15 protein-coding genes are annotated in these 19,761 nt (G+C 73.6%); 6 read left to right on the top strand and 9 right to left on the bottom strand.

What is annotated here, in order from left to right:
• Window positions 1–70: 70 nt before the first annotated feature.
• The 5 genes from FB454_RS11090 to pdhA all read right to left on the bottom strand — a co-directional run bounded on the left by FB454_RS11090 (window position 71) and on the right by pdhA (window position 7,222).
• Window positions 71–2,863 (bottom strand): LppU/SCO3897 family protein, encoded by a 2,793-nt coding sequence (locus FB454_RS11090; RefSeq protein WP_145822904.1) that lies wholly within the window; start codon window positions 2,861–2,863, stop codon window positions 71–73.
• Between the two features lie 348 nt (window positions 2,864–3,211).
• Window positions 3,212–3,349 carry a hypothetical protein gene (locus tag FB454_RS34840; protein WP_013283356.1) on the bottom strand — a complete coding sequence of 46 codons (138 nt, stop codon included), beginning with the start codon at window positions 3,347–3,349 and terminating at the stop codon, window positions 3,212–3,214.
• Between the two features lie 224 nt (window positions 3,350–3,573).
• Window positions 3,574–5,049: a dihydrolipoamide acetyltransferase family protein gene (locus FB454_RS11095; RefSeq protein ID WP_145822991.1), complete on the bottom strand. Its 1,476-nt coding sequence runs from the start codon at window positions 5,047–5,049 to the stop codon at window positions 3,574–3,576.
• A gap of 5 nt (window positions 5,050–5,054) precedes the next feature.
• A complete protein-coding gene (locus FB454_RS11100; protein ID WP_030269708.1) occupies window positions 5,055–6,044 on the bottom strand; it encodes an alpha-ketoacid dehydrogenase subunit beta in 990 nt (329 codons plus the stop codon).
• Window positions 6,044–7,222: a pyruvate dehydrogenase (acetyl-transferring) E1 component subunit alpha gene (gene pdhA / locus FB454_RS11105; protein ID WP_145822905.1), complete on the bottom strand. Its 1,179-nt coding sequence runs from the start codon at window positions 7,220–7,222 to the stop codon at window positions 6,044–6,046. The genes FB454_RS11100 and pdhA overlap by 1 nt, the downstream gene beginning before the upstream one ends.
• 485 nt (window positions 7,223–7,707) lie before the next feature.
• Here pdhA and FB454_RS34845 point away from each other — a divergent pair, with 485 nt between their 5' ends.
• Window positions 7,708–8,499 carry a hypothetical protein gene (locus FB454_RS34845; RefSeq protein WP_186461579.1) on the top strand — a complete coding sequence of 264 codons (792 nt, stop codon included), beginning with the start codon at window positions 7,708–7,710 and terminating at the stop codon, window positions 8,497–8,499.
• Window positions 8,500–9,115: 616 nt separating this feature from the next.
• Here the strand turns inward: FB454_RS34845 and FB454_RS11115 are convergent.
• The 3 genes from FB454_RS11115 to FB454_RS11125 are packed head-to-tail and all read right to left on the bottom strand — an operon-like array spanning window position 9,116 to window position 13,971.
• Window positions 9,116–10,342, bottom strand: a complete 1,227-nt coding sequence (locus FB454_RS11115) for a hypothetical protein (RefSeq protein ID WP_013283361.1) — start codon at window positions 10,340–10,342, stop codon at window positions 9,116–9,118.
• Between the two features lie 52 nt (window positions 10,343–10,394).
• Window positions 10,395–12,098: a GTPase gene (locus FB454_RS11120; protein ID WP_145822906.1), complete on the bottom strand. Its 1,704-nt coding sequence runs from the start codon at window positions 12,096–12,098 to the stop codon at window positions 10,395–10,397.
• Window positions 12,099–12,153: 55 nt separating this feature from the next.
• A complete protein-coding gene (locus FB454_RS11125; protein ID WP_145822907.1) occupies window positions 12,154–13,971 on the bottom strand; it encodes a P-loop NTPase family protein in 1,818 nt (605 codons plus the stop codon).
• Between the two features lie 210 nt (window positions 13,972–14,181).
• Between FB454_RS11125 and dnaK the strand changes: the two genes are divergently transcribed.
• From dnaK to FB454_RS11150, 5 genes are all read left to right on the top strand, one after another.
• On the top strand, window positions 14,182–16,044 hold the full coding sequence (gene dnaK, locus FB454_RS11130; protein WP_013473404.1) for a molecular chaperone DnaK: 1,863 nt from the start codon (window positions 14,182–14,184) through the stop codon (window positions 16,042–16,044).
• 48 nt (window positions 16,045–16,092) lie between these two features.
• Window positions 16,093–16,830 carry a nucleotide exchange factor GrpE gene (gene grpE, locus FB454_RS11135; RefSeq protein WP_135242698.1) on the top strand — a complete coding sequence of 246 codons (738 nt, stop codon included), beginning with the start codon at window positions 16,093–16,095 and terminating at the stop codon, window positions 16,828–16,830.
• 79 nt (window positions 16,831–16,909) lie between these two features.
• Complete coding sequence (gene dnaJ, locus FB454_RS11140) at window positions 16,910–18,097, top strand: molecular chaperone DnaJ (protein WP_145822908.1); 1,188 nt, start codon at window positions 16,910–16,912, stop codon at window positions 18,095–18,097.
• A 24-nt stretch (window positions 18,098–18,121) separates the two neighbouring features.
• Window positions 18,122–18,562 carry a heat shock protein transcriptional repressor HspR gene (locus FB454_RS11145; RefSeq protein ID WP_013283367.1) on the top strand — a complete coding sequence of 147 codons (441 nt, stop codon included), beginning with the start codon at window positions 18,122–18,124 and terminating at the stop codon, window positions 18,560–18,562.
• 176 nt (window positions 18,563–18,738) lie between these two features.
• The gene (locus tag FB454_RS11150; protein ID WP_013283368.1) at window positions 18,739–18,945 is read left to right on the top strand and encodes a hypothetical protein; all 207 of its coding nucleotides are present in this window, start codon (window positions 18,739–18,741) and stop codon (window positions 18,943–18,945) included.
• Window positions 18,946–19,176: 231 nt separating this feature from the next.
• Here FB454_RS11150 and FB454_RS11155 read toward each other — a convergent pair whose 3' ends face one another.
• Window positions 19,177–19,605 (bottom strand): hypothetical protein, encoded by a 429-nt coding sequence (locus FB454_RS11155; RefSeq protein ID WP_013473407.1) that lies wholly within the window; start codon window positions 19,603–19,605, stop codon window positions 19,177–19,179.
• Window positions 19,606–19,761: the final 156 nt, after the last annotated feature.

The following is a 19,761-nucleotide window of genomic DNA, read 5'->3' on the forward strand; positions in this document are numbered from 1 at the left end:
GAACAGACGCACACCGGAACGGCGCGGAGCGCCCACCCCGGTGAGGGATGGACGCTCCGCGTACGTGCGGTTACTGGCCGGCGGGCTTCAGGCAGAGCACCCGGGTGGTCCCGCCGCTCTCGACCGAGACCGACGGCTGCGCCAGATCGGCGCACTTGTCCTTGTTGTCCACCTTCGACACCACGCTGAACGCTCCCGGCTCACCGCAGTCGGCGGCCACGGCGCTCGTGCCGGACTGCTTCACGCAGGAGCCGACCGCCGGGTCGAAGCCGGCCGACTTGTCGTCGCCGACCTTGCCGAGCAGCGTGAGCAGACCCAGCGGTACGGCGAGGATGAGTACCGCCGCGATCAGCACGGCGGCGAGCACCCGGCCGTTGCGCACCTTCGGCGGGGGCGCCTCGGTCTGCGACTCGGCGGCGTCCGGCTTGAACGCGTCGAAGCGGCCCTGCTCCGGCTCGGTGCCGGGCCCGTCCTGCGACCAGGCCGGCGGGGCCTGCTGGGGCGGCGGCGGGAAGGCGTTGCCGCCGCCAGCCGGGCCCTGGCCGGGCACCGCGACCGAGGCGCGTCCCCCGGCCGACGGGCCGAACCGGTCCTGCTCGCCGAACGGCTCGGGTCGGCCGGCCGGGCTGCCGAACGGCGCCTGCTGCCCGCCCGGACCGCCGAACGGGTCCTGCTGGCCGGGGCCGCCGAAAGCATCCTGCTGGCCGCCCGGGGCGCCGAACGGGTCAGGCCGCCCACCCGGGCCGCCGAACGCGTCCTGGCCGCCGGGAGCGCCGTACGGGCTCTGCGGGCCGCCGAACGGGTCACGGGCGGCGTCGGGCTGCTCGCCTCCCGGGTGCACGCCGTTGGCGGGACGGGTGTTGCCGGGCGTGTCCACGAAGGACGGCACGCCGACCGGGAACGCCGGCGGCGCGGCGGGCGAGGAGGGCGCGCCCGCATACCCGTGCGGGCCGTCGGCGTCCTCGGACCGCGACTGCGGGCCGGGGAAGCCGTTGCCGTGCGGCCCGTCCTGGCCGGGGAACCCGGACTCGTCCTGCTCGGGAGCCTCGTCGGGCTCCGGGCGGGCGGGCCGCCCGTACACCCGGGGTTGCGGCGCCGGGCCACTGGTCGGCAGCGGCTGGTCGGACGGCGGGGTGACCCGGCTGGCCACCGGGACCGACGCGCTCGCCGAGACCGGGCCGCCCTCCGGGGAGGTACGCGGTCCGGGAACGGCTGGCGACTGCGGCTCCTCCGGGCGGGACGGGTTCCAGCCGCCGTCGCCGCGCTCCGGCTCGTACCCCTGGGGTTCGGGGCCCGGGTGGTCGGCGGGCGACGACGCGGCCAGCGCGGCGCCCGGCACCCGCTGCTGCTGTGCCGGCAGCGGCACCGCGTTGCCGGGGGAGATGCCCGGCGCGGGGGCCGGCTGGTAGGCCGGGGCGGAGTCCTCGGACCGGCCCCACGCCTCGGCCGGCGACCACGGCTCGGGCGACGGTGCGGCCGGACGCTCGTCCTGGTTGCCGCCCCAGCCGGCGGGCGCGTCGGGCGACGGCACGGACACGCTCGCGCGGGCCTCGGCCTGCGCGGCGGCGCCCCAGCCGGGCTGCGCGGGCTCGTCCGACGGCCGCGCGGGCTCGTGCTGCTGCGGTACGGAGGCCGCGCCGCTCCAGGCACCGGCCTGCTCACCGGAGTCACGCTGCTGCGGTACGGCGGTGCCGTCACCCCAGCCGCCGGCCTGCCGGCTCTGGTTCGGCTCCCAGCCGCCCGGCTGTGCCGCCTCGGCGGGGCTCGCGGCGCGTCCGGCGGCCCAGCCGCCGGAGCGGTCCGGGTCCTCGGTGCGGGCCGGCTCGTCCCAGCCGCCGGACCGGTTCTCGGCCTGCGGGGCGGGCCAGCCGCCGGAACGCTGTCCCTCGTCGTGCTGCGGCCCACCGGTCGCCCGCCAGCCGCCGCTGTCCTCGACGGAGCGGTTGTCCTGATCGGACTGCTCCGGAGTGGACCAGGCGTTGTCCGGCCGGGCGGCGCCCGGCACGGAGACCGCGGCGGCGGCACGGGCGGGCGGGTCGGCCGGCGGCCAGGTGGCACCGGTCTGCTGACCCGGCGCCCAGGCCGGCTGGCTCTCCCGCGGGTTCCAGCCGCCCGAGCGGTTCGGGTCGTCGGACGCGGCGGGCTGCTCGTCGCGCGGGTTCCAGCCGCCGGAGCGGTTCGGGTCGTCCTGCTGCTGTGCGGCGGCCCAGCCACCGGCGCGACCGGAGGCGTCCTCGTGCTGCCCGCCGGTGGGCGCGAAGCCGCCGGAGCGGTGCGGGTCGTCAGCGGGGGCGGGCGTGACCCAGGTCTCGTTCGGCACGGTGGCCGGGGCGGGCACGTAACCGGTGCCGCGGGCGGCCGGGTCACCGGACGGCGACCAGCCCGGCTGCTCGCCGGAGCCCCACCCGGGTCGGTTCTGCTCGGCGGCCCAGGGGGCCTGCGACGGCTCGGCCGGGCTGCCCGGCGGCGTGGCGGCCCAGGCGGGCGGCGCCTGCTCGGCGCCGCGATCAGGGCCGGACTGCTCCTGGTTGCCCCAGGAGGGGCCACCGGAACCGGCCCAGGCGGGGTTGCCCTGGTCGTTGCCGCCCCAGGCGGGCTGCGGGACCTGGGCGGTCGCCCGCCCGGTCACCGGCTGCCCGGCGGGCGGGGCCCACGCGGGTGGCTGGTCGTCGTTCGCGGCCCAGGCCGGGGCCGGCTGCGCGGGCCGACCGGCCGGCGGGGGCGGTGCCCAGCCGAGGTCGGGTGCGCCGTTGTACCCGTTGTCCTGCTGCGCCGGCTGATCGCCGTACGGCACCGGTCCGCCGGTGCCCGGCGACACCTCGCCCGGCTCCTGGCCGGGGCGGTGCGGAGCCTCGGACGTCATGGGTGCGCCTCCTCCATCACAGGTCGGCCGCCGATGCCGGTCGGGGGAACCGTCGGCACGGCTGCCGGCGTCGCCGGCGGGTACCGGCCGTGCGGGCTCCCCGCACCGTATCCGGTGGTCGCCCGGGGCCGCCCGGGGGAGCATCAGCGGTCACCGAAAGTCACCGGACGACGTCGATGGGTTTCGTTGTCCCGCGTCCGTCCGGAGTCAGCCGGTTGGCGACCGTGCCAACCGTACCGGGCGGTGGAGCGAGGTGGAATCCCGGTGCCGACCGACACCGATACGCCGAAGACCCGCCCGGTGCCGGGCGGGTCTTCGGACTGGAGGAGGTGAGAAAGGTCGATGGCGTCAGCTCATGTGACGCTGGGCGATGGCGAGAAGCTCCTCGCGGACCGCGGGCGAGTTGGCGGAGCGCAGCGCGTGCTCGATGGCGCGGGCGCGGCGGTTGGCGTCGCGGCGGGTGCGGATTCGCTCGATCATGCTCATCTCGGGTCTCTCCTCCTGGCTATTCGGTTGTCAGCCCCTTGATGTCTCTATTTAAGCGCACCGGAACGGCCGCCGCCATCGATTATTAGGTGAGCTGAACCACGTACCTACGGATCGTAGGTGTTCACACCCTCAGATCCGACGAATCCGTTCCCAAAAAAGTCACGGCCGGTGTGCCGGGCGTTCACCCGTGGCACACCGGCCGTGACCGGAGCGGTGGTGCGTCAGGTCCAGGCGAGCAGCGCCGCCTCCGGGTCGGCCAGGAAGTCCCCGATGTCGCGGAGGAACTTCGAACCCAGCTCACCGTCGATGATCCGGTGGTCGAAGGACAGGCCCAGCGTGGTCACCAGGCGCGGCTTCACCTTGCCCTTGTGCACCCACGGCTGCTCCCGTACCGCGCCGAAGGCGAGGATCGCCGACTCACCCGGGGGCAGGATGGGCGTACCGGTGTCGACGCCGAAGACGCCGACGTTGGTGATGGTGAGCGTGCCGCCGGACATGTCCGCCGGGGACGTCTTGCCCGACTTCGCGGTCTGCACCAGTTCCGTCATCGCGTCCGCCAGCTCGCGCAGCGAGAGCCGCCCGGCGTCCTTGATGTTCGGCACGATCAGGCCGCGCTCGGTGGCCGCCGCGATGCCGAGGTTGACGTACTCCTTCACCACGATCTCGTCGCCGGCCCAGGTCGAGTTGACCATCGGGTGCCGCTTGACGGCCAGGAGCACCGCCTTGGCGACCAGCAGCAGCGGCGAGACCCGCACGTCCCGCCACTCGCGCCGTTCACGCAGCCGGTCCAGCGCCTTCATCGCCCGGGTCACGTCGACGGTCAGGAACTCCGTCACGTGCGGGGCGGTGAACGCCGAGCGGGCCATGTTCTCCGCGGTGAGCTTGCGTACCCCCTTGACCGGGATGCGCTGCTCGCGGTCCGCGCCGAAGCTCGCGGCCGACGCGGCAGGCGCCGCGACCGTCAGCGGCTCGGCCGCCGCCGGGGTCGCGCTCGCCGCCCGCTGTACGTCCTCACGGGTGATCGAGCCGAGCGGACCCGAGCCGGTGAGCGTGGCCAGGTCGATGCCGAGATCCTTCGCCAGCTTGCGGACCGGCGGCTTGGCCAGAACCGGGCCGGAGACCCGGCCGTTGCCGTTGACCGCCGGCGCCGGCGCCGGAGCGGGCGCCACCGGCGCGGGAGCGACAGGCGCGGGTGCCACCGGGGCGGCGGCCTGAACCGGTGCCGCGGCCGGCGCGTCGCCCTTGCGGGGGCGGCGCTTGGCCGGGGCGTTGCGCGGGCCGTAGCCGACCAGCACGGCGGTACGCCCACCCGGGGCCACACCACCGATCAGGCCCGGCTCGACCATGCCCTCGGCCGGCGCGACCTGGACCGCTGCAAGCGACGCGGCCGACGGGGCGGGCAGGTCCGACGCCGGGGTCGCGGTCGTCGACTCCTCGATCGGCCCGGCGTTCGGATCGGTGTCGATCGCGATGATCGGTACGCCGACCTCGACCGTCGACCCCTCCGGGTGGAAGATCGCCTGCACCCGGCCGGCCCACTTCGCCGGGATCTCGACCGCCGCCTTGGCGGTCTCCACCTCGACGATCGGCTGGTTCAGCTCGATGTCGTCGCCGACCTTGACCAGCCAGGCGAGGATCTCGCCCTCGGTCAGGCCCTCGCCCAGGTCGGGAAGGTTGAACTCCTTGATCCGGGACATGCCGCTCACCAGCCGAACGTGCGGTCGACGGCGTCGAGCACCCGGTCCAGGTCGGGCAGGTACTCCTCCTCCACCCGGGCGGCCGGGTAGGGGGTGTCGAAGCCGGTCACCCGCAGCACCGGGGACTCCAGGGAGTAGAAGCACTCCTCGGTGATCCGGGCCGCGATCTCCGACCCGAGACCCAGGTTGCCCGGGGCCTCGTGCACGACCACGCAGCGGCCGGTGCGCCGCACCGACTCGTACGCGGCGGTCAGGTCCAGCGGCGAGATCGTCCGCAGGTCGATGACCTCCAGCTCGCGGCCGTCCTCGGCGGCGGCGGTGGCCGCGTCGAGCGCGGTGCGGACCATCGGGCCGTACGCCAGGACCGTCGCGTCGGTGCCGGGCCGCGCGACCCGGGCCGAGTGCAGCGGGTACGCGTCGGCGATCGGCGCGTCCAGGTCCACCGGACCCTTCTCCCAGTAGCGCCGCTTCGGCTCCAGGAACACGATCGGGTCGTCCGACGCGATCGCCTGCTGGATCATCACGTACGCGTCCTGCGGGTTCGCGCAGCTCACCACCTTGAGACCGGCGGTGTGCGCGAAGTACGCCTCGGGCGACTCGGAGTGGTGCTCGACAGCGCCGATGCCGCCGCCGAACGGGATGCGGATGACCATCGGGATCCGCACCTTGCCCTGCGAGCGGTAGTGCATCTTCGCCACCTGCGACACGATCTGGTCGTACGCGGGGTAGACGAAGCCGTCGAACTGGATCTCGCAGACCGGCCGGAAGCCGCGGATGGCCAGGCCGACGGCGGTGCCGATGATGCCGGACTCGGCCAGCGGGGTGTCGATCACGCGCTGGTCGCCGAAGTCCTTCTGGAGGCCGTCGGTGATCCGGAACACGCCGCCGAGCTTGCCGACGTCCTCGCCCATGATGACGACCTTGGGGTCGTTCTCCAGGGCCCGCCGCAGGCCGGTGTTGAGCGCCTTGCCGAGGGTGAGCGTCTCCGTGGCCATCAGTGCGCGCTCCCCTCGAAGGACTCCATGTACTGCGCGAACCGGGCCCGCTGCTCGTCCAGTTCGGGAGAGCCGTTGGGGTAGACGTGGTCGAACATGGTCACCGGCTGCGGGTCGGGCATGGCGAGCACGCGCTCGCGCAGGTGCACCGACTCGGTGCGGGCCTGCTCGTCGACAGCGGTGAAGAACGACTCGTCGGCGATCTTCTGCTTGGTCAGGAACGCCTTCATCCGGGCGATCGGGTCCTTCGCCTGCCACGCCTCGACCTCGCTGGCGATGCGGTAGCGGGTCGGGTCGTCGGAGGTGGTGTGCGCGCCCATCCGGTAGGTGTACGCCTCGATCAGGCTCGGGCCCTGGCCGTTGCGCGCGTTGTCCAGCGCGTGCCGGGTCACCGCGTACGACGCGAGCACGTCGTTGCCGTCCACCCGGACGCCGGGGAAGCCGAACCCGCCGGCCCGCCGGTACAGCGGCACGCGGGTCTGCCGCTCCAGCGGCTCGGAGATGGCGTACTGGTTGTTCTGGCAGAAGAACACCAGCGGGGCGTTGAAGACGCTGGCCCAGACGAACGACTCGTTGACGTCGCCCTGGCTGGTGGCGCCGTCGCCGAAGTAGGCGATGACCGCCTCGCCGTCCTCGCCGCCGGTCTTGCCGTCCATGGCGACACCCATGGCGTACCCGGTCGCGTGCAGGGTCTGAGCCCCGATCACGATCGTGTACATGTTGAACTTGAACTCGTTCGGATCCCAGCCGCCCTGGTCGACGCCGCGGAACAGGCCCAGCGGCATGATCGGGTCGATGCCGCGGCAGTAGAGCACGCCGTGCTCGCGGTAGGTCGGGAAGGCCATGTCCTGCGTACGCAGCGCCCGGCCGGAGCCGACCTGCGCGGCCTCCTGGCCCAGCAGGCTGGCCCACAGTCCCAGCTCGCCCTGGCGCTGCAGAGCGGTGGCCTCGGCGTCCAGCTTGCGGACCAGCACGAGGTCGCGGTACAGCCCGCGGTACTCCTCGTCGGTGAAGTCGACGCGGTACTCGGTCCCGTCCGGGCCGAGCGCGCTCTCGATCCGCTCACCCTCGGGGGTGAGCAGTTGTACGAGTTCCGGTTCACCGGTCGCGGCGGCGCGCCTGGTGCGGGGTGCGGCCCGCTTGCTGCGGGTGGCGGCCCCGGGGTCGCCCTTTGCCATCCGTCTCTCCCTGTCTGTCTGCGCCGGCGCCGGGGGTTACCCGAGCCGAGCACCTCGTGCGCCCGCCCGGCTGGTGCCGGGTCGGTCCCTGGCGACCGCGCCTGACCCCGGTAGGGGTTGCCGCGCGGCGTGAGCCGGAGTCGGTCGGGGACAGACCCAGGCCCGGGAGCGCCGGCGCCGTTCCGCACCAGCCGCGGGGTACGCGGAGGTGGCGGCTGCGTTGCCGTCGTGTCTGAATGATTGCAGAGGAGGTGAGCGGGCCCACAGTATGGCCTCCCTCGCCGGTGAGGTTCGATCGGGTTCACGACGGATAGGCGCTTTTGTCCGCAGTGGCGGGTGCGGCCGACGTACAAAATGTGTGTCGACACGCGGTTGCGGCTGGTGAACTGAGCGTCACTGGGTCAAGCTTGCGGTGAGCTGTTGCGCGGCATTTGTCCGAATATCCGCGCGTGCTCTTCGTCCGTCCGTGCGTGAGGAGTGTGCCGGTGTCCGAACCAGAGGGTCCGCCCGGTACGCCCTTCCTCGGCCGGCACCGGGCGCTGCCCGCCTCCCCGTACCGCCGGGTCGTGGGCGCGCACCGCGCCCCCGGAACGGGCGGTCCCAGCCGCGGCTACCTGCTCACCGTGGCGTTGCTCGCCGGCACCGCGTCGATGCCGATCCTCGCCGCGATCAGCACCGGGTCGGCCACCGTCGGCAACAGCGCCCTCCCCGACACCAGCACGCCGTTCCTGCCGACCCCCTCGGTCGGCCCGGTGGTCATCCCGATGCCCCAGGGCACCCAGGCCCCGGCGCCGTCCACGCCCACGCCCGCCGTCGACGTGACATCGGTGCCCCCGGCGCGGCCGGTGCTCCCGGCGGCACCGGCCCTGCCCGACGACAGCGACCTCGGCTCCCGGCACCGGTCCCGCCCGGTCGCCGCGCCCCCGCCGCCGGCCGCGCCGGTCCGGCCCACCCCGGTCCGCCCGCCGCGCCCGTCGCCGGTGCCCTCACCGTCGCCGTCGCACTCGCCGTCGGACCCGGCCACGCCGACGCCCGAGCCGAGCCCGAGCCCGAGCCCCGAGCCGTCGGTCACGACCGCCGAGCCGACACCCTCGGCAGGTTCGTCCGACCCGTCCAGCCCATCGGATCCGTCCGGTCCCGCCGACCCGTCCGGTCCCGCCGACCCGTCCGGTCCCGCCGACCCGTCCGGTCCCGCCGATCCGTCGGGTTCCGCCGGGCCGTCCGCCACGTCTGTTCCGTCCGACCCGGCCAGCCCGTCGGTCTCCCACACCTCATGATCCACACCACTCCGGCGTGGTGGTGCGGTCCCGACCGGCCCGATGCAGCCACCTCGCCGAGATGGTGTGGATCAACGGTGTCCGGGTTCGTGCCCCTCGTGTCGAGCGGTGCGGTCAGGGGACGGCAGGCCACATGATCGACACCATCACGGCGTGGTGGTGTGGTTCCGGCCGGCCCAATGCCGCCACTTCGCCGAGGTGGTGTGGATCAAGGAGGTCCGGGCCATGCCCCACTCGTGTCGGGCCGGGGTGGTCAGGGCATGGCAGGCGCATGATCGATACCACTACGGCGTGGTGGTGTGGTTCCGGCCAGCCCAATGCCGCCACTTCGCCGAGGTGGTGTGGATCAACGAGATCCCGGGTTCATTTCCCTGGTGTTGGGCGGGGTGGTCTGGAGGGTGCAGGCCACATGATCGACACCATTACGGCGTGGTGGTGTGGTTTCGGTCGGCGCGATGCAGCCACCTCGCCGAGATGGTGTGGATCACCGAGGGGGCGAGGTGATCGGGGTCGGTCTTGCATGATCGGCACCAGCTCGGCGTGGTGGTGTGGTTCTGGCCGGTCGGATGCCGCCACCTCGACGAGGTGGTGCCGAATCAATGCGGGGCGCGAGTGCCTAGGCCGGGTCGTCGGTGAGGCGGTGGCGGTTCGCCTCGATCCAGGCGTTCAGCGCCTCCGGGTCGTCCGGGTCCACCCCGTCCGCCATGAGCTGGGCCACCGCCGCGGTGGCCGGGCTGCGCCGCTCGCCGGTGCTGTAGAGCCGCGCGAACTCCGGGACCATCTCGGTGATCGCCTCATCCGTCCGGGCGGCGGCCGACTGTGACAGTCCACGCTGCCGGGCCGCGTACGCCGCCCAGGCGCGCAGCACCCGGGGCAGCATCGCCGCGTCGTCCATGTCCAGCACGGCCCGGCGGTGCACCCAGTCGAGCAGGAACAGCTCCGCGACCATCGGGCTCCACCGCATCGGGTCGGCATCCGGGAAGCTGGCCGCGTGGTCGAGTAGCAGGCCGAGGCAGAAGTGCAGCGAGGCCAGCTCGCCGTCGGCCACCTCGGGCAGCCCGAACCGGGCCGCCTCGGGTGAGTCGAGGAAGGCGCGCACCAGGCGGGTGCGCTCCTCGTCGGTGGGCGGCGGCACGACCGCCGGACCGGCCGGCGGGGTCGGCCCCGGGAGTACGGCCAGCCGGGCGCCCACGAGCGCCCGGTCGGTGGCGAGCGAGCCCTGTGCGGGCAGCTCGGTGAGGTCGTCGGTGACCGCCAGGTGGCGGCTCACCTCGGCGTGCATCCGGGCCGGGTCCTCGGTGCGGAACCAGGTGAACTCGTCCTCGGTGCAGATCTCCCGGGCCTGCTCCACGATCCGTCCGGCCGGGCCGCCGACGAAGACGTCCTTGGTGATGCCGATGTTGTGGTCGACGAGCGCCACCAGGGCGTGCTCCGGGCCGCCTTCCTCCTCGTCGTCGTACGCGAACGTGGCGAGGTAGGAGGTCTGGTCGCCGTACACGTCGCCGTAGGCCCAGGCGCCGGTGACGCGCACCCGGCCGAGCTGGCCGGCCCACGACGGGGCGTACGCGCCGGGCCGGACCCGGGCGGCGCCCTCGGCGTCGGGCACCAGGGCGGCGAAGACGGCCCGCAGTGTGGTCGCGGCGGCGCTGCGGCGCCGGGACGTGGCGGCGAGGAAGCCGCTGACGAACTCGCGGACGGCCCGCTCCCGGTCGTGCTCCGCGACGGCGTAGACGCTGCCCAGCAACGCCGCGCCGAGCATCTCCGCGTCCAGGGCCGAGTCGAGCCTCGTCACGTCGCGCGCGGCGTGCAGCACCGCGTCGTAGGGGGTCTGTGGCGTGGCCATGCATCGACCCTACGCCGCACCGGCCGCCCCCACACCGGTCAGCACGCCGGGTTCAGCGCCGTCCCGCCTCGCGCAGCGCGTCCCGGGCCGTGCCGTAGCGCGCCAGCACCGCCCAGACCGGGTCCAGCACGTACTTCTCCCCGACGCTGCCCACCGAGGTGAGCAGGCGCTCCTCCGCCCGCCGCCGGGCCCGCCGGGCGGCCCACCCCACCACCGGCCGGGTGACCGCCGCGACGAGCAGCCCGGCCAGCAGGCCACCGAGCAGCAGGACCGTGGGCCAGGGCACCACACCGAGCGTCGGGTGTTCGAGCGGCGGCAGGCCGAGCAGACGCACCGCGTACCCGAGGAGCAGCCAGACCAGGCCGGCCAGCGCGGCGAGGGTGACCAGCCACTGGAGCACGCCCACCACCCGCCACCAGCCGGGCCGCCGGTCCATGCCCAGGTCGGTCGCGGCGACCGCGTGGTCGAGCGCGCCCGGCAGGTCGGCCTGCCGGGCCCGGGCCGCGGCGGTCACCGCGGCCGGCCACGGCGCCGGCAGACCGGCGCCGGACCGGTCGGCCACCGCGCGGATCGCCAGCGTCAGCGCCGAGCGCTGCGCGGCTGTCGGATCGGGTACGGAGGTCGCCGCGACCAGGCTCTCCGCCGGCGCGTCCGGATCCCGCCCGGAGAGGTGCAACCGGCGCAGCGGATCCGGCCGCAGCTTGCGCCAGCTCCGCAGCATCGGCCAGCCGGTGTTGCCGACCGCCCGGTGCCGGTACGCGCCCTCGACCGCCGCCGCCACTGTCGGCACCCCGGCCGCCCCGGCGAGGGCCCGGGTCAGCTCCTGCGCCGAGGCGTCACCGGGCCGGGTGCGCGGCGGTTCCGGCCCCACGAGCGGTTCGAGATCGGCCACCACGGCGTCCACGTCGCCGGAGAGCCGGCGCAGCGCGGCCTGCCGTTCGGCGACCGTACGCTCCAGCTCGGCCCGCAGCCCGTCCAGCCCGTTCGGGTCCACCGCGACGGTCGGCAGCAGCGGCACCCCGCCCAGCCCGTCGGCGTCGAGCAGCCGGCGCAGGTCGTCGAGGACCTTCGGCAGCTCGGTCGGATGCAGCCGGTCGGCCTGGTTGAGCACCACGACCGTGACGTCCTTGTGCCTGTGGAACTCCCGCAGGTAGCTGGTGTGGATCACGCGGTCGGCGTACTTCTGCGGGTCGACCACCCACACCACGAGGTCGACGAGGCCGAGCAGGCGGTCGACCTCCAGCCGGTGGCCGTGCTGCACCGAGTCGAAGTCGGGCAGGTCGAGCAGGACGAGGCCGTGCAGGTTCGACTCGTCGTCGGCGTCCAGCGGGCTCTCCCGGACGAACCGGTGCCGGGGCAGCACCCCGACCCAGTCGAGCAGCCGTACCGCGCCGTCGAGCGGGCCCCACACGCAGGCGTGCGCCACACCGGTGGTCGGCCGGCGTACGCCCACCGGCGACAGGTCGAGCCGCGCCAGCGAGTTGAACAGGCTCGACTTGCCGCTGCCGGTCGCGCCGGCGAGCGCGACCACCGTGTGGCGGCCGGAGAGCGCCAGCCGGTCACCGGCGCGCTCGACCACCGTGTGCGCGGCGACGAGCTGGGCGTCGGGCACGTGGCCGTCCACCGCGCCGAGGAACCGCTGGATCGCGGTCAGCCGTTCGATCAGGGTGTCCGGGTCGACCCGCTGCTCGCCCCGCATCGCCTCGCGCATCCGTCCCACGATGTTGCCCACGGTGCCGTCCTTGCTCGCGCTCACGGTGCGTTCCTTGCTCGCGACTGCGGGGCTCGCAGGACCGGCTCGCTCCTCGCGCTCACGGGCGACCGTCCTGCTCGGGGGCCGGGAACAGGCCGCTGCGGTGCCGGGCCCGCTCGACCTCGACGGCGGCCCAGCGCAGCGCAGCGCCGGCGTTGGCTGCGGGGCGCTCGGCCTCGGTACGGCTCAGGTAGCGCTCGGCCTCCTCGGCCAGCAGCTTGCCGACCCGGTCGAGCAGGTCGACGCGGGCCTTGCGGGCCAGGTTGCGCACCGCCTGGTCCCCGAAGATCGCCTGGAGCACGGTCTGCCCGGCGACCGCCGTGCCGGTGCCCGCGGCGACCTCCAGCCCGGTCGGGATGAACGCGGTGGAGGCGAACACGCCGATCATGACGGCGAGGCCGGTGGCGTTCACCGCGTACGCGGCCGTGCGGGCCACGAACCGCCGGTCGCCGCCCTCGACCCGGACCAGCTCCAGCACGCCGCGCTGCCAGTCGCGGACCAGCTGCTCGGCCCGCTCGGGCAGGTCGGCCGAGGGGTGGGCCAGGTCCGGCTCCAGCAGCGCCGCGCCCGCCGGGTGCGCCTTCCAGCCGGTGTACGCGTTCTCCGCCGCCTCGGCGGCCACCCCGCGCAGCAGCGTGACGAGCTGGGACTCGATCGCGGTACGCAGTTCCGCGGCGGGAGCGGGCCGCCCGGTGACCGCCGCGACCACCCGGTCGCGCAGGCGCCCGATGCGGGCCTCCAGCCCGCGGAAGAAGTCGCCGGTGCCGATGAACTCCTGCCAGCGGGCCAGCACCTCGCCGCGTAGCAGCCGGCCGTCCCTGAGCCCCTGGTCGACGCTCCGCTCCGCGCTCCGGTACGCGGCCTGGACCCGCTCGTCCAGCGCGTCGGCGGCGGTGACCTGCTCGTCGGCGGCCTCGGCCAGCCCTTCGACGACCGGGTGCACCGCGGCCAGCGCGCCGTCGAGTGTCTGCCGGACCACCGCGGCGCGGGCCTCGGCGTCGGCGGCGAGCCGGGCGAACCAGTCGCTCAGCGGCGCGGTGATCCGGTCCGGCAGCAGCCCTTGCCCGTCCACCCAGGTCTCCGGTAGCACGAACAGCGGCGAGGCGCCCAGCTCCTGCTCGGCGAGCATCTCGGACAGGTGGGCGGCGACCTCGTCGGCTGCCTCCGGGGGCACCCGGTCGAGCACCATCGCCACGGCGGTGCCCCGGGCGCGGGCGCTGCGGAGCAGTTCCCAGGGGACGGCGTCGGCGTACCGGGCGGCGGTGGTGACGAACAGCCAGAGGTCGGCGGCGGCGAGCAGCTGACCGGCGAGCGCCCGGTTGGCGTCGACCACCGAGTCGATGTCCGGCGCGTCGAGGAAGGCCAGGCCGGGCGGCAGCGCCGGCGCGGTGACCAGGTGCAGGGTGCCCGGCTGCTCGCTGGGCTCGGTGGTCCGGGTCAGGCCGGGCAGCAGTTCGCCCTGCCGGAACCAGGCCGCGTCGGCCGGGCTGCACACCAGCACCGGGGAGCGGGTGGTGGGGCGGAGCACGCCCGCCGCGCTGACCCGGGCCTGGACCAGGCTGTTGACGAGTGTCGACTTGCCGGCGCCGGTGGAGCCGCCGACGACCACCAGGAGCGGGGCGTCGAGCCGGGCCAGCCGGGGCAGCAGGTAGTCGTCGAGCTGGTCGGTGAGGCTCGTGGCGGCGTGCCGGGCCGGCTCGGCCGAGGGAAGGGTGAGCGGGAAGCGGGCCGCACCGATTGCCGCGCGCAGGCCGGTGAGCGCGGCGGGCAGGCCGTCGGCGGCGTGAGCAGGCTGATCGTCGCCCGTGGCGGGCCCGGTGCGGGCTGCGACGGCGGGCGCGCCGGCACGGGTGGCGGAATCGCCATGCGTCGTCACCGCTAAAGCGTGCCCGACCGACGCAAGGTAAGACAACCGGACAGTAGTAACGGTCGGGTTGCGCCGGGTCGGCTCAACCCCGACTTGCGGATTGGCGATCGCGTGGCACTATTGAGTCAAGTTCACTCAACTTGTGGTGCGGTCGCTTACCGGCGACCCGCCGGGCAGGCCGTCTGACCTGCTCACCCGTTACGAAGCGAGGAAGCGAACATGGCACGTGCGGTCGGCATCGACCTCGGCACGACGAACTCCTGCGTCAGCGTTCTCGAGGGCGGTGAGCCCACCGTCATCGCCAACGCCGAGGGCTCGCGTACGACTCCCTCGATCGTCGCGTTCGCCCGCAACGGCGAGGTGCTCGTCGGTGAGGTCGCCAAGCGCCAGGCGGTGACCAACCCCGACCGGACCATCCGGTCGGTCAAGCGTGAGATCGGCACCAACTGGACCGTCGACATCGACGGCAAGAAGTACACCCCGCAGGAGATCTCGGCGCGCACGCTGATGAAGCTCAAGCGGGATGCCGAGGCGTACCTGGGCGAGCAGATCACCGACGCGGTGATCACCGTCCCGGCCTACTTCAACGACGGGCAGCGCCAGGCCACCAAGGAGGCCGGTGAGATCGCCGGCTTCAACGTGCTGCGGATCGTGAACGAGCCGACCGCGGCGGCGCTGGCGTACGGCCTGGACAAGGGCTCCAAGGAGCAGACCGTCCTGGTCTTCGACCTCGGTGGCGGCACCTTCGACGTGTCGCTGCTGGAGCTGGCCGAGGGCGTGGTGGAGGTCAAGTCCACCAGCGGTGACAACCAGCTCGGTGGTGACGACTGGGACCAGCGCATCATCGACCACCTGGTGAAGACGTTCCGTGGCGAGCACGGCATCGACCTCTCGCAGGACAAGATGGCCATGCAGCGGCTCAAGGAGGCCGCCGAGAAGGCCAAGATCGAGCTGTCCGCCGCCACCACCAGCAACATCAACCTGCCGTACATCACCGCCGGTTCGGCCGGTCCGCTGCACCTGGACGTGACGCTCAGCCGCGCCGAGTTCCAGCGCATGACGCAGGACCTGCTGGACCGCTGCAAGGGCCCGTTCGAGCAGGCCGTCAAGGACGCCGGCATCAAGATCTCCGACGTCGACCACGTCATCCTGGTCGGCGGCTCGACCCGCATGCCGGCCGTGACCGACCTGGTCAAGCAGCTCACCGGCCGCGACCCGAACAAGGGCGTCAACCCGGACGAGGTCGTCGCCGTCGGCGCCGCCCTCCAGGCCGGTGTGCTCAAGGGCGAGGTCAAGGACGTCCTGCTGCTCGACGTGACCCCGCTGAGCCTGGGCATCGAGACCAAGGGCGGCATCTTCACCAAGCTGATCGAGCGCAACACCACCATCCCGACCAAGCGCTCCGAGGTGTTCACCACCGCCGACGACAACCAGCCGTCGGTGCTGATCCAGGTGTTCCAGGGCGAGCGGGACATCGCCGCCTACAACAAGAAGCTCGGCACCTTCGAGCTGACCGGTCTCCCGCCGGCCCCGCGCGGCGTGCCGCAGATCGAGGTCACGTTCGACATCGACGCCAACGGCATCGTGAACGTGCACGCCAAGGACCTGGGCACCGGCAAGGAGCAGAAGATGACGATCACCGGCGGCTCCTCGCTGCCGAAGGACGACATCGAGCGGATGCGCCGGGACGCCGAGGAGCACGCCGACGAGGACAAGCGTCGTCGTGAGGAGGCCGAGACCCGCAACGTGGCCGAGGCGCTCCAGTGGCAGACCGAGAAGTTCCTCGCCGAGAGCGGCGACAAGCTGCCCGGCGAGAACCGCGACCAGCTCAACGAGGCGCTCGGCGAGCTGCGCAGCGCCCTCGGCGGGCAGGACATCGAGAAGATCAAGTCCGCGCACGAGAAGCTGGCGCAGGTCTCCCAGCAGGCGGGCTCGCTGCTCTACGCCCAGCAGCAGGAGGGCGAGCAGACCGCACCAGGTGCGGCCGGGCCGGGTGCCGGCGCGGGCGCGGCCGGTGGCCCGAAGGCCGGTGGCGACGACGACGTGGTCGACGCGGAGATCGTGGACGAGGACAAGAAGTGACATCCGGTCCCGGACACGATTCGCACGGCAGAGGGATGAGGTAACCGCATGACGGACAAGCCACGAGCGGCCGACCCGGGTGCCACCGGGTCGGCGCCGGGCGCCGGGAAGGACACCGGCGACGAACCCCGGGTCGTCATCCGCGACAAGCGCAAGCTCGGCAAGGTGACCGAGCAGCCGGCGAACGACGCCTCGGCGGCCGACGCGGCCGCCGACGCGCCCGCCGAAGGGCTGGTCGAGGAGGCCGAGGTCGTGGTCGACGAGATCGGCGGCGAGGCCGAGGTCAGCGGTCCGACCGTGGTCGACTCGCCCGTCGAGCCGAACGGCGGGACCGGCACTGACACGCCGCTCGGCGCCGAGCTGGAGTCGCTCCGCACCGACCTGGAGGAGCGCACCCGCGACCTCCAGCGGGTGACTGCGGAGTACGCCAACTACCGCAAGCGGGTCGACCGGGACCGCAACCTGGTGCAGGAGCAGGCCACCGGGGCGGTGCTCACCGCGCTGCTGCCGATCCTCGACGACCTGGACCGGGCCCGCGAGCACGGCGACCTGGTGGGCCCGTTCGGCAGCGTGGCCGAGCAGCTCACCGGCGCGCTGGCCAAGTTCGGCCTGACCGCGTTCGGCGAGCAGGGTGACCCGTTCGACCCGACCCGGCACGAGGCGGTGGCGCACCAGACCTCCGCCGACGTGACGGAGCCGACCTGCGTACAGGTCATGCGCCGTGGTTACCAGCTCGGCGAGCGGCTGCTGCGGCCCGCCATGGTCGCGGTCGCGGACCCGGAGTAGTGCCGACCCGTGACGTCCCGCCCGCCCGCACCGGGCGGGCGGGACGACCGGGGTTCGACCCGTGGAAGGGGGTGGACCGGTGAGTTCCAAGGACTGGATCGAGAAGGACTACTACGCCGCGTTGGGCGTGGACAAGTCCGCCTCCTCGGACGAGATCAAGAAGGCGTACCGCAAGTTGGCCCGGGAGTCGCACCCGGACCACAACCCCGGCGACACCGGTGCCGAGGAGCGGTTCAAGACCGTCTCCGAGGCGTACGCGGTGCTCGGTGACGAGAAGAAGCGCCGCGAGTACGACGAGATGCGCTCGCTGTTCGGCTCCGGCGCCTTCCGGCGCAACGCCCGCGGCGCGGGCCAGCCGGGCGGCATGCCGTTCGACGTCTCCGACCTGTTCGGCGGCGGTGCCGGGGGTGGGGACAGCCGGTTCAGCGGCGGCGGCTTCACCGACCTGTTCAGCTCGATCTTCTCCGGCGGTGCAGGTGGCGGCGGTCCGGCACGTCCGCGCGGCCCGGCCCGCGGCCGGGACGTCGAGACCGAGGTGGCGCTCGATTTCGAAGACGCGGTACGCGGCGTCACGCTGCCGCTGACGCTGCGCGCGCCCGGCGTCTGCGACACCTGCCACGGCAACGGCGCGAAGCCCGGCACCCAGCCGGTGGCCTGCCCGGTCTGCCACGGCGCCGGCGTGACCACCCGCAACCAGGGGTCGTTCAGTTTCTCCGAGCCGTGCCGCAACTGCCAGGGTGTCGGCACGATCGTCGAGGAGAAGTGCCCGGAGTGCCACGGCACCGGCGGGGTCACCAAGACCCGCACGCTGCACGTCCGCTTCCCCGCCGGGGTGTCGGACGGGCAGCGGATCCGCCTGGCCGGCCGAGGTGAGCCCGGCGAGCGGGGCGGTCCGGCGGGCGACCTGTTCGTGCAGGTGAAGGTCCGCCCGGACGAGCTGTTCGGGCGCATCGGGGACGACCTGACCCTGAACGTCCCGATCACGTACGCCGAGGCGGTTCTCGGCACGGACCTGCGCGTGCCGACCCTGGACGGGACGGTGACCCTGCGGGTGCCACCGGGTACGCCCAGCGGGCGGGTGCTGCGTGCCCGCGGCAAGGGCGTCGTACGCAAGGACGGCCGCGCCGGTGACCTGCTGGTCACGCTCGACGTGGTGGTTCCGGCGAAGGTCTCGGACGAGGCGCGGGCGGCGCTGGAGACCTTCGCGGCGCAGACTCCGCCCGCCGCGCGGGAACATCTCGACGCGCGGGTACGTCGATTCAGTTGACGGCGGCACCGGAGGTGAGCGGGCATGTCGGAGGAGTACGTCGGCTCGGGTGACCAGGCATACGAGGCCAAGGTCTTGATGATCTCGGTGGCCGCGCGGATGGCGGGGATGCACCCCCAGACGCTGCGCCAGTACGACCGGCTGGGCCTGGTGCAGGCCGGCCGGGCGTCCGGCGGCGGTCGCCGGTACAGCGTCCGGGACGTGGTGCTGCTCCGCGAGGTGCAGCGGCTCAGCCAGGACGACGGGATCAACCTGGCCGGGGTCAAGCGGATCATCGGGTTGGAGCGGCTGCTCGAAGAGGCGCAGCAGCGGGTGGCCCGGCTGGAGGCGGAACTGGACGCCGCGTACCGGCGGATCGCCGAGCTGGAGTCGCTCGGTGGCTTCCCCCGCGGCGACCTCGTGCCCACCAACCGCACATCCACCGCGCTCGTCGTCTGGCGTCCGCGCCGCGCTCCCGACCGCTGATTCCGTACCTGAAGGCCGGCGCGCCCCGCTCCCCCGGGGCCGCGCCGGCCTTCGTCGTTCCCCGGGCGGTTCGCGGGCCGGGTCAGGGGAAAGCGGGGTACGGCAGAGCGGGGTCAACTAGGCTTTTCCGTAGGGGCAAAAGCCCCAAAGCGGATTCCGGGCTGGCGGGGGGAGTCATGACGGAACCGGCGAAGAAGGTGGCCGAGCGCGCGGAGGAACGGCTGGAGAAGGTGGCCGAGAACGTGCGCGAGCGGTTTGACCGGGTCACCGAGGGACGCTTCAGCGACAAGGTCAAGGAAGGGCGCTTCGCCGACCAGACGGACCACGGCGTGGACCGGGCGCGGGACGACGAGCGGCGCAAGAAGCAGGGCGGGTCGACCTAGACGATCCGCCGACGTGCGGGCCGGGATCCACGGGGGATCCCGGCCCGTTCGTGTTCTGCAGGGCCGGCCGGGACGTCGGGCTGCTCCCGGGCGGGCACCACGCACCCGCCCTCGCGGTCGATCATGAAGTTGGCGGTGACAAACCGGACACCAAACACCGCCAAGTTCATGATCGACCAGGCCGGTCGGGTCGACGTGGCCAGCGAGGTCGACGTGGGCGGGTCGAGGTGGTCAGAGGCGGCGGTTCTCCCGGACCAGGCCGCCCTCGCACCAGTCCCGGTAGACGAAGAGATCCGGCCGGGCGAGCAGCACCCGGCTGTTGTGCGCCCAGTTGCGCATCAGGTCGTCGCCGGACTTCTCGGCCTGCTCGACCAGCTTGCGGAACCGGCGCTTGGGGTGGGCGCGGAAGTTCGTCCGGATGCCGTCGGCGGCGTAGATGTAGAGGCAGTGCAGCGTGAACCGCCGCGCCGGGCAGCCCTGATCCATGGCCAGATCGAACAGCGTCTGCACCAGATGGTCACCGGCGACCAGCAGATCCCAGTCGGGCGGCATCGAGGTCAGCGGCACCGAATCCGGCTGATAGGCCCACGCCCGAAGCTCGGCGGGCGAGGGATCGACCGGGTTGGCGAAGCCGCGGAACGTCTCTTCCTGCACGCTCACCGGCCGACCTTCCGCTTGCGCTGGCGGGGGCGCAGGCCACCCGCGGACCCTGGCTGCTGGGCCGAAACGTTAACGCGGTTGGACGGAGCAGGGGTAGACCTTCCCGGGATCAATTTGACAACGCCGGGCCGGATCTGCCCTGCGGCTGATCCGGCC

It is taken from the genome of Micromonospora sp. CNZ297, assembly GCF_007827625.1.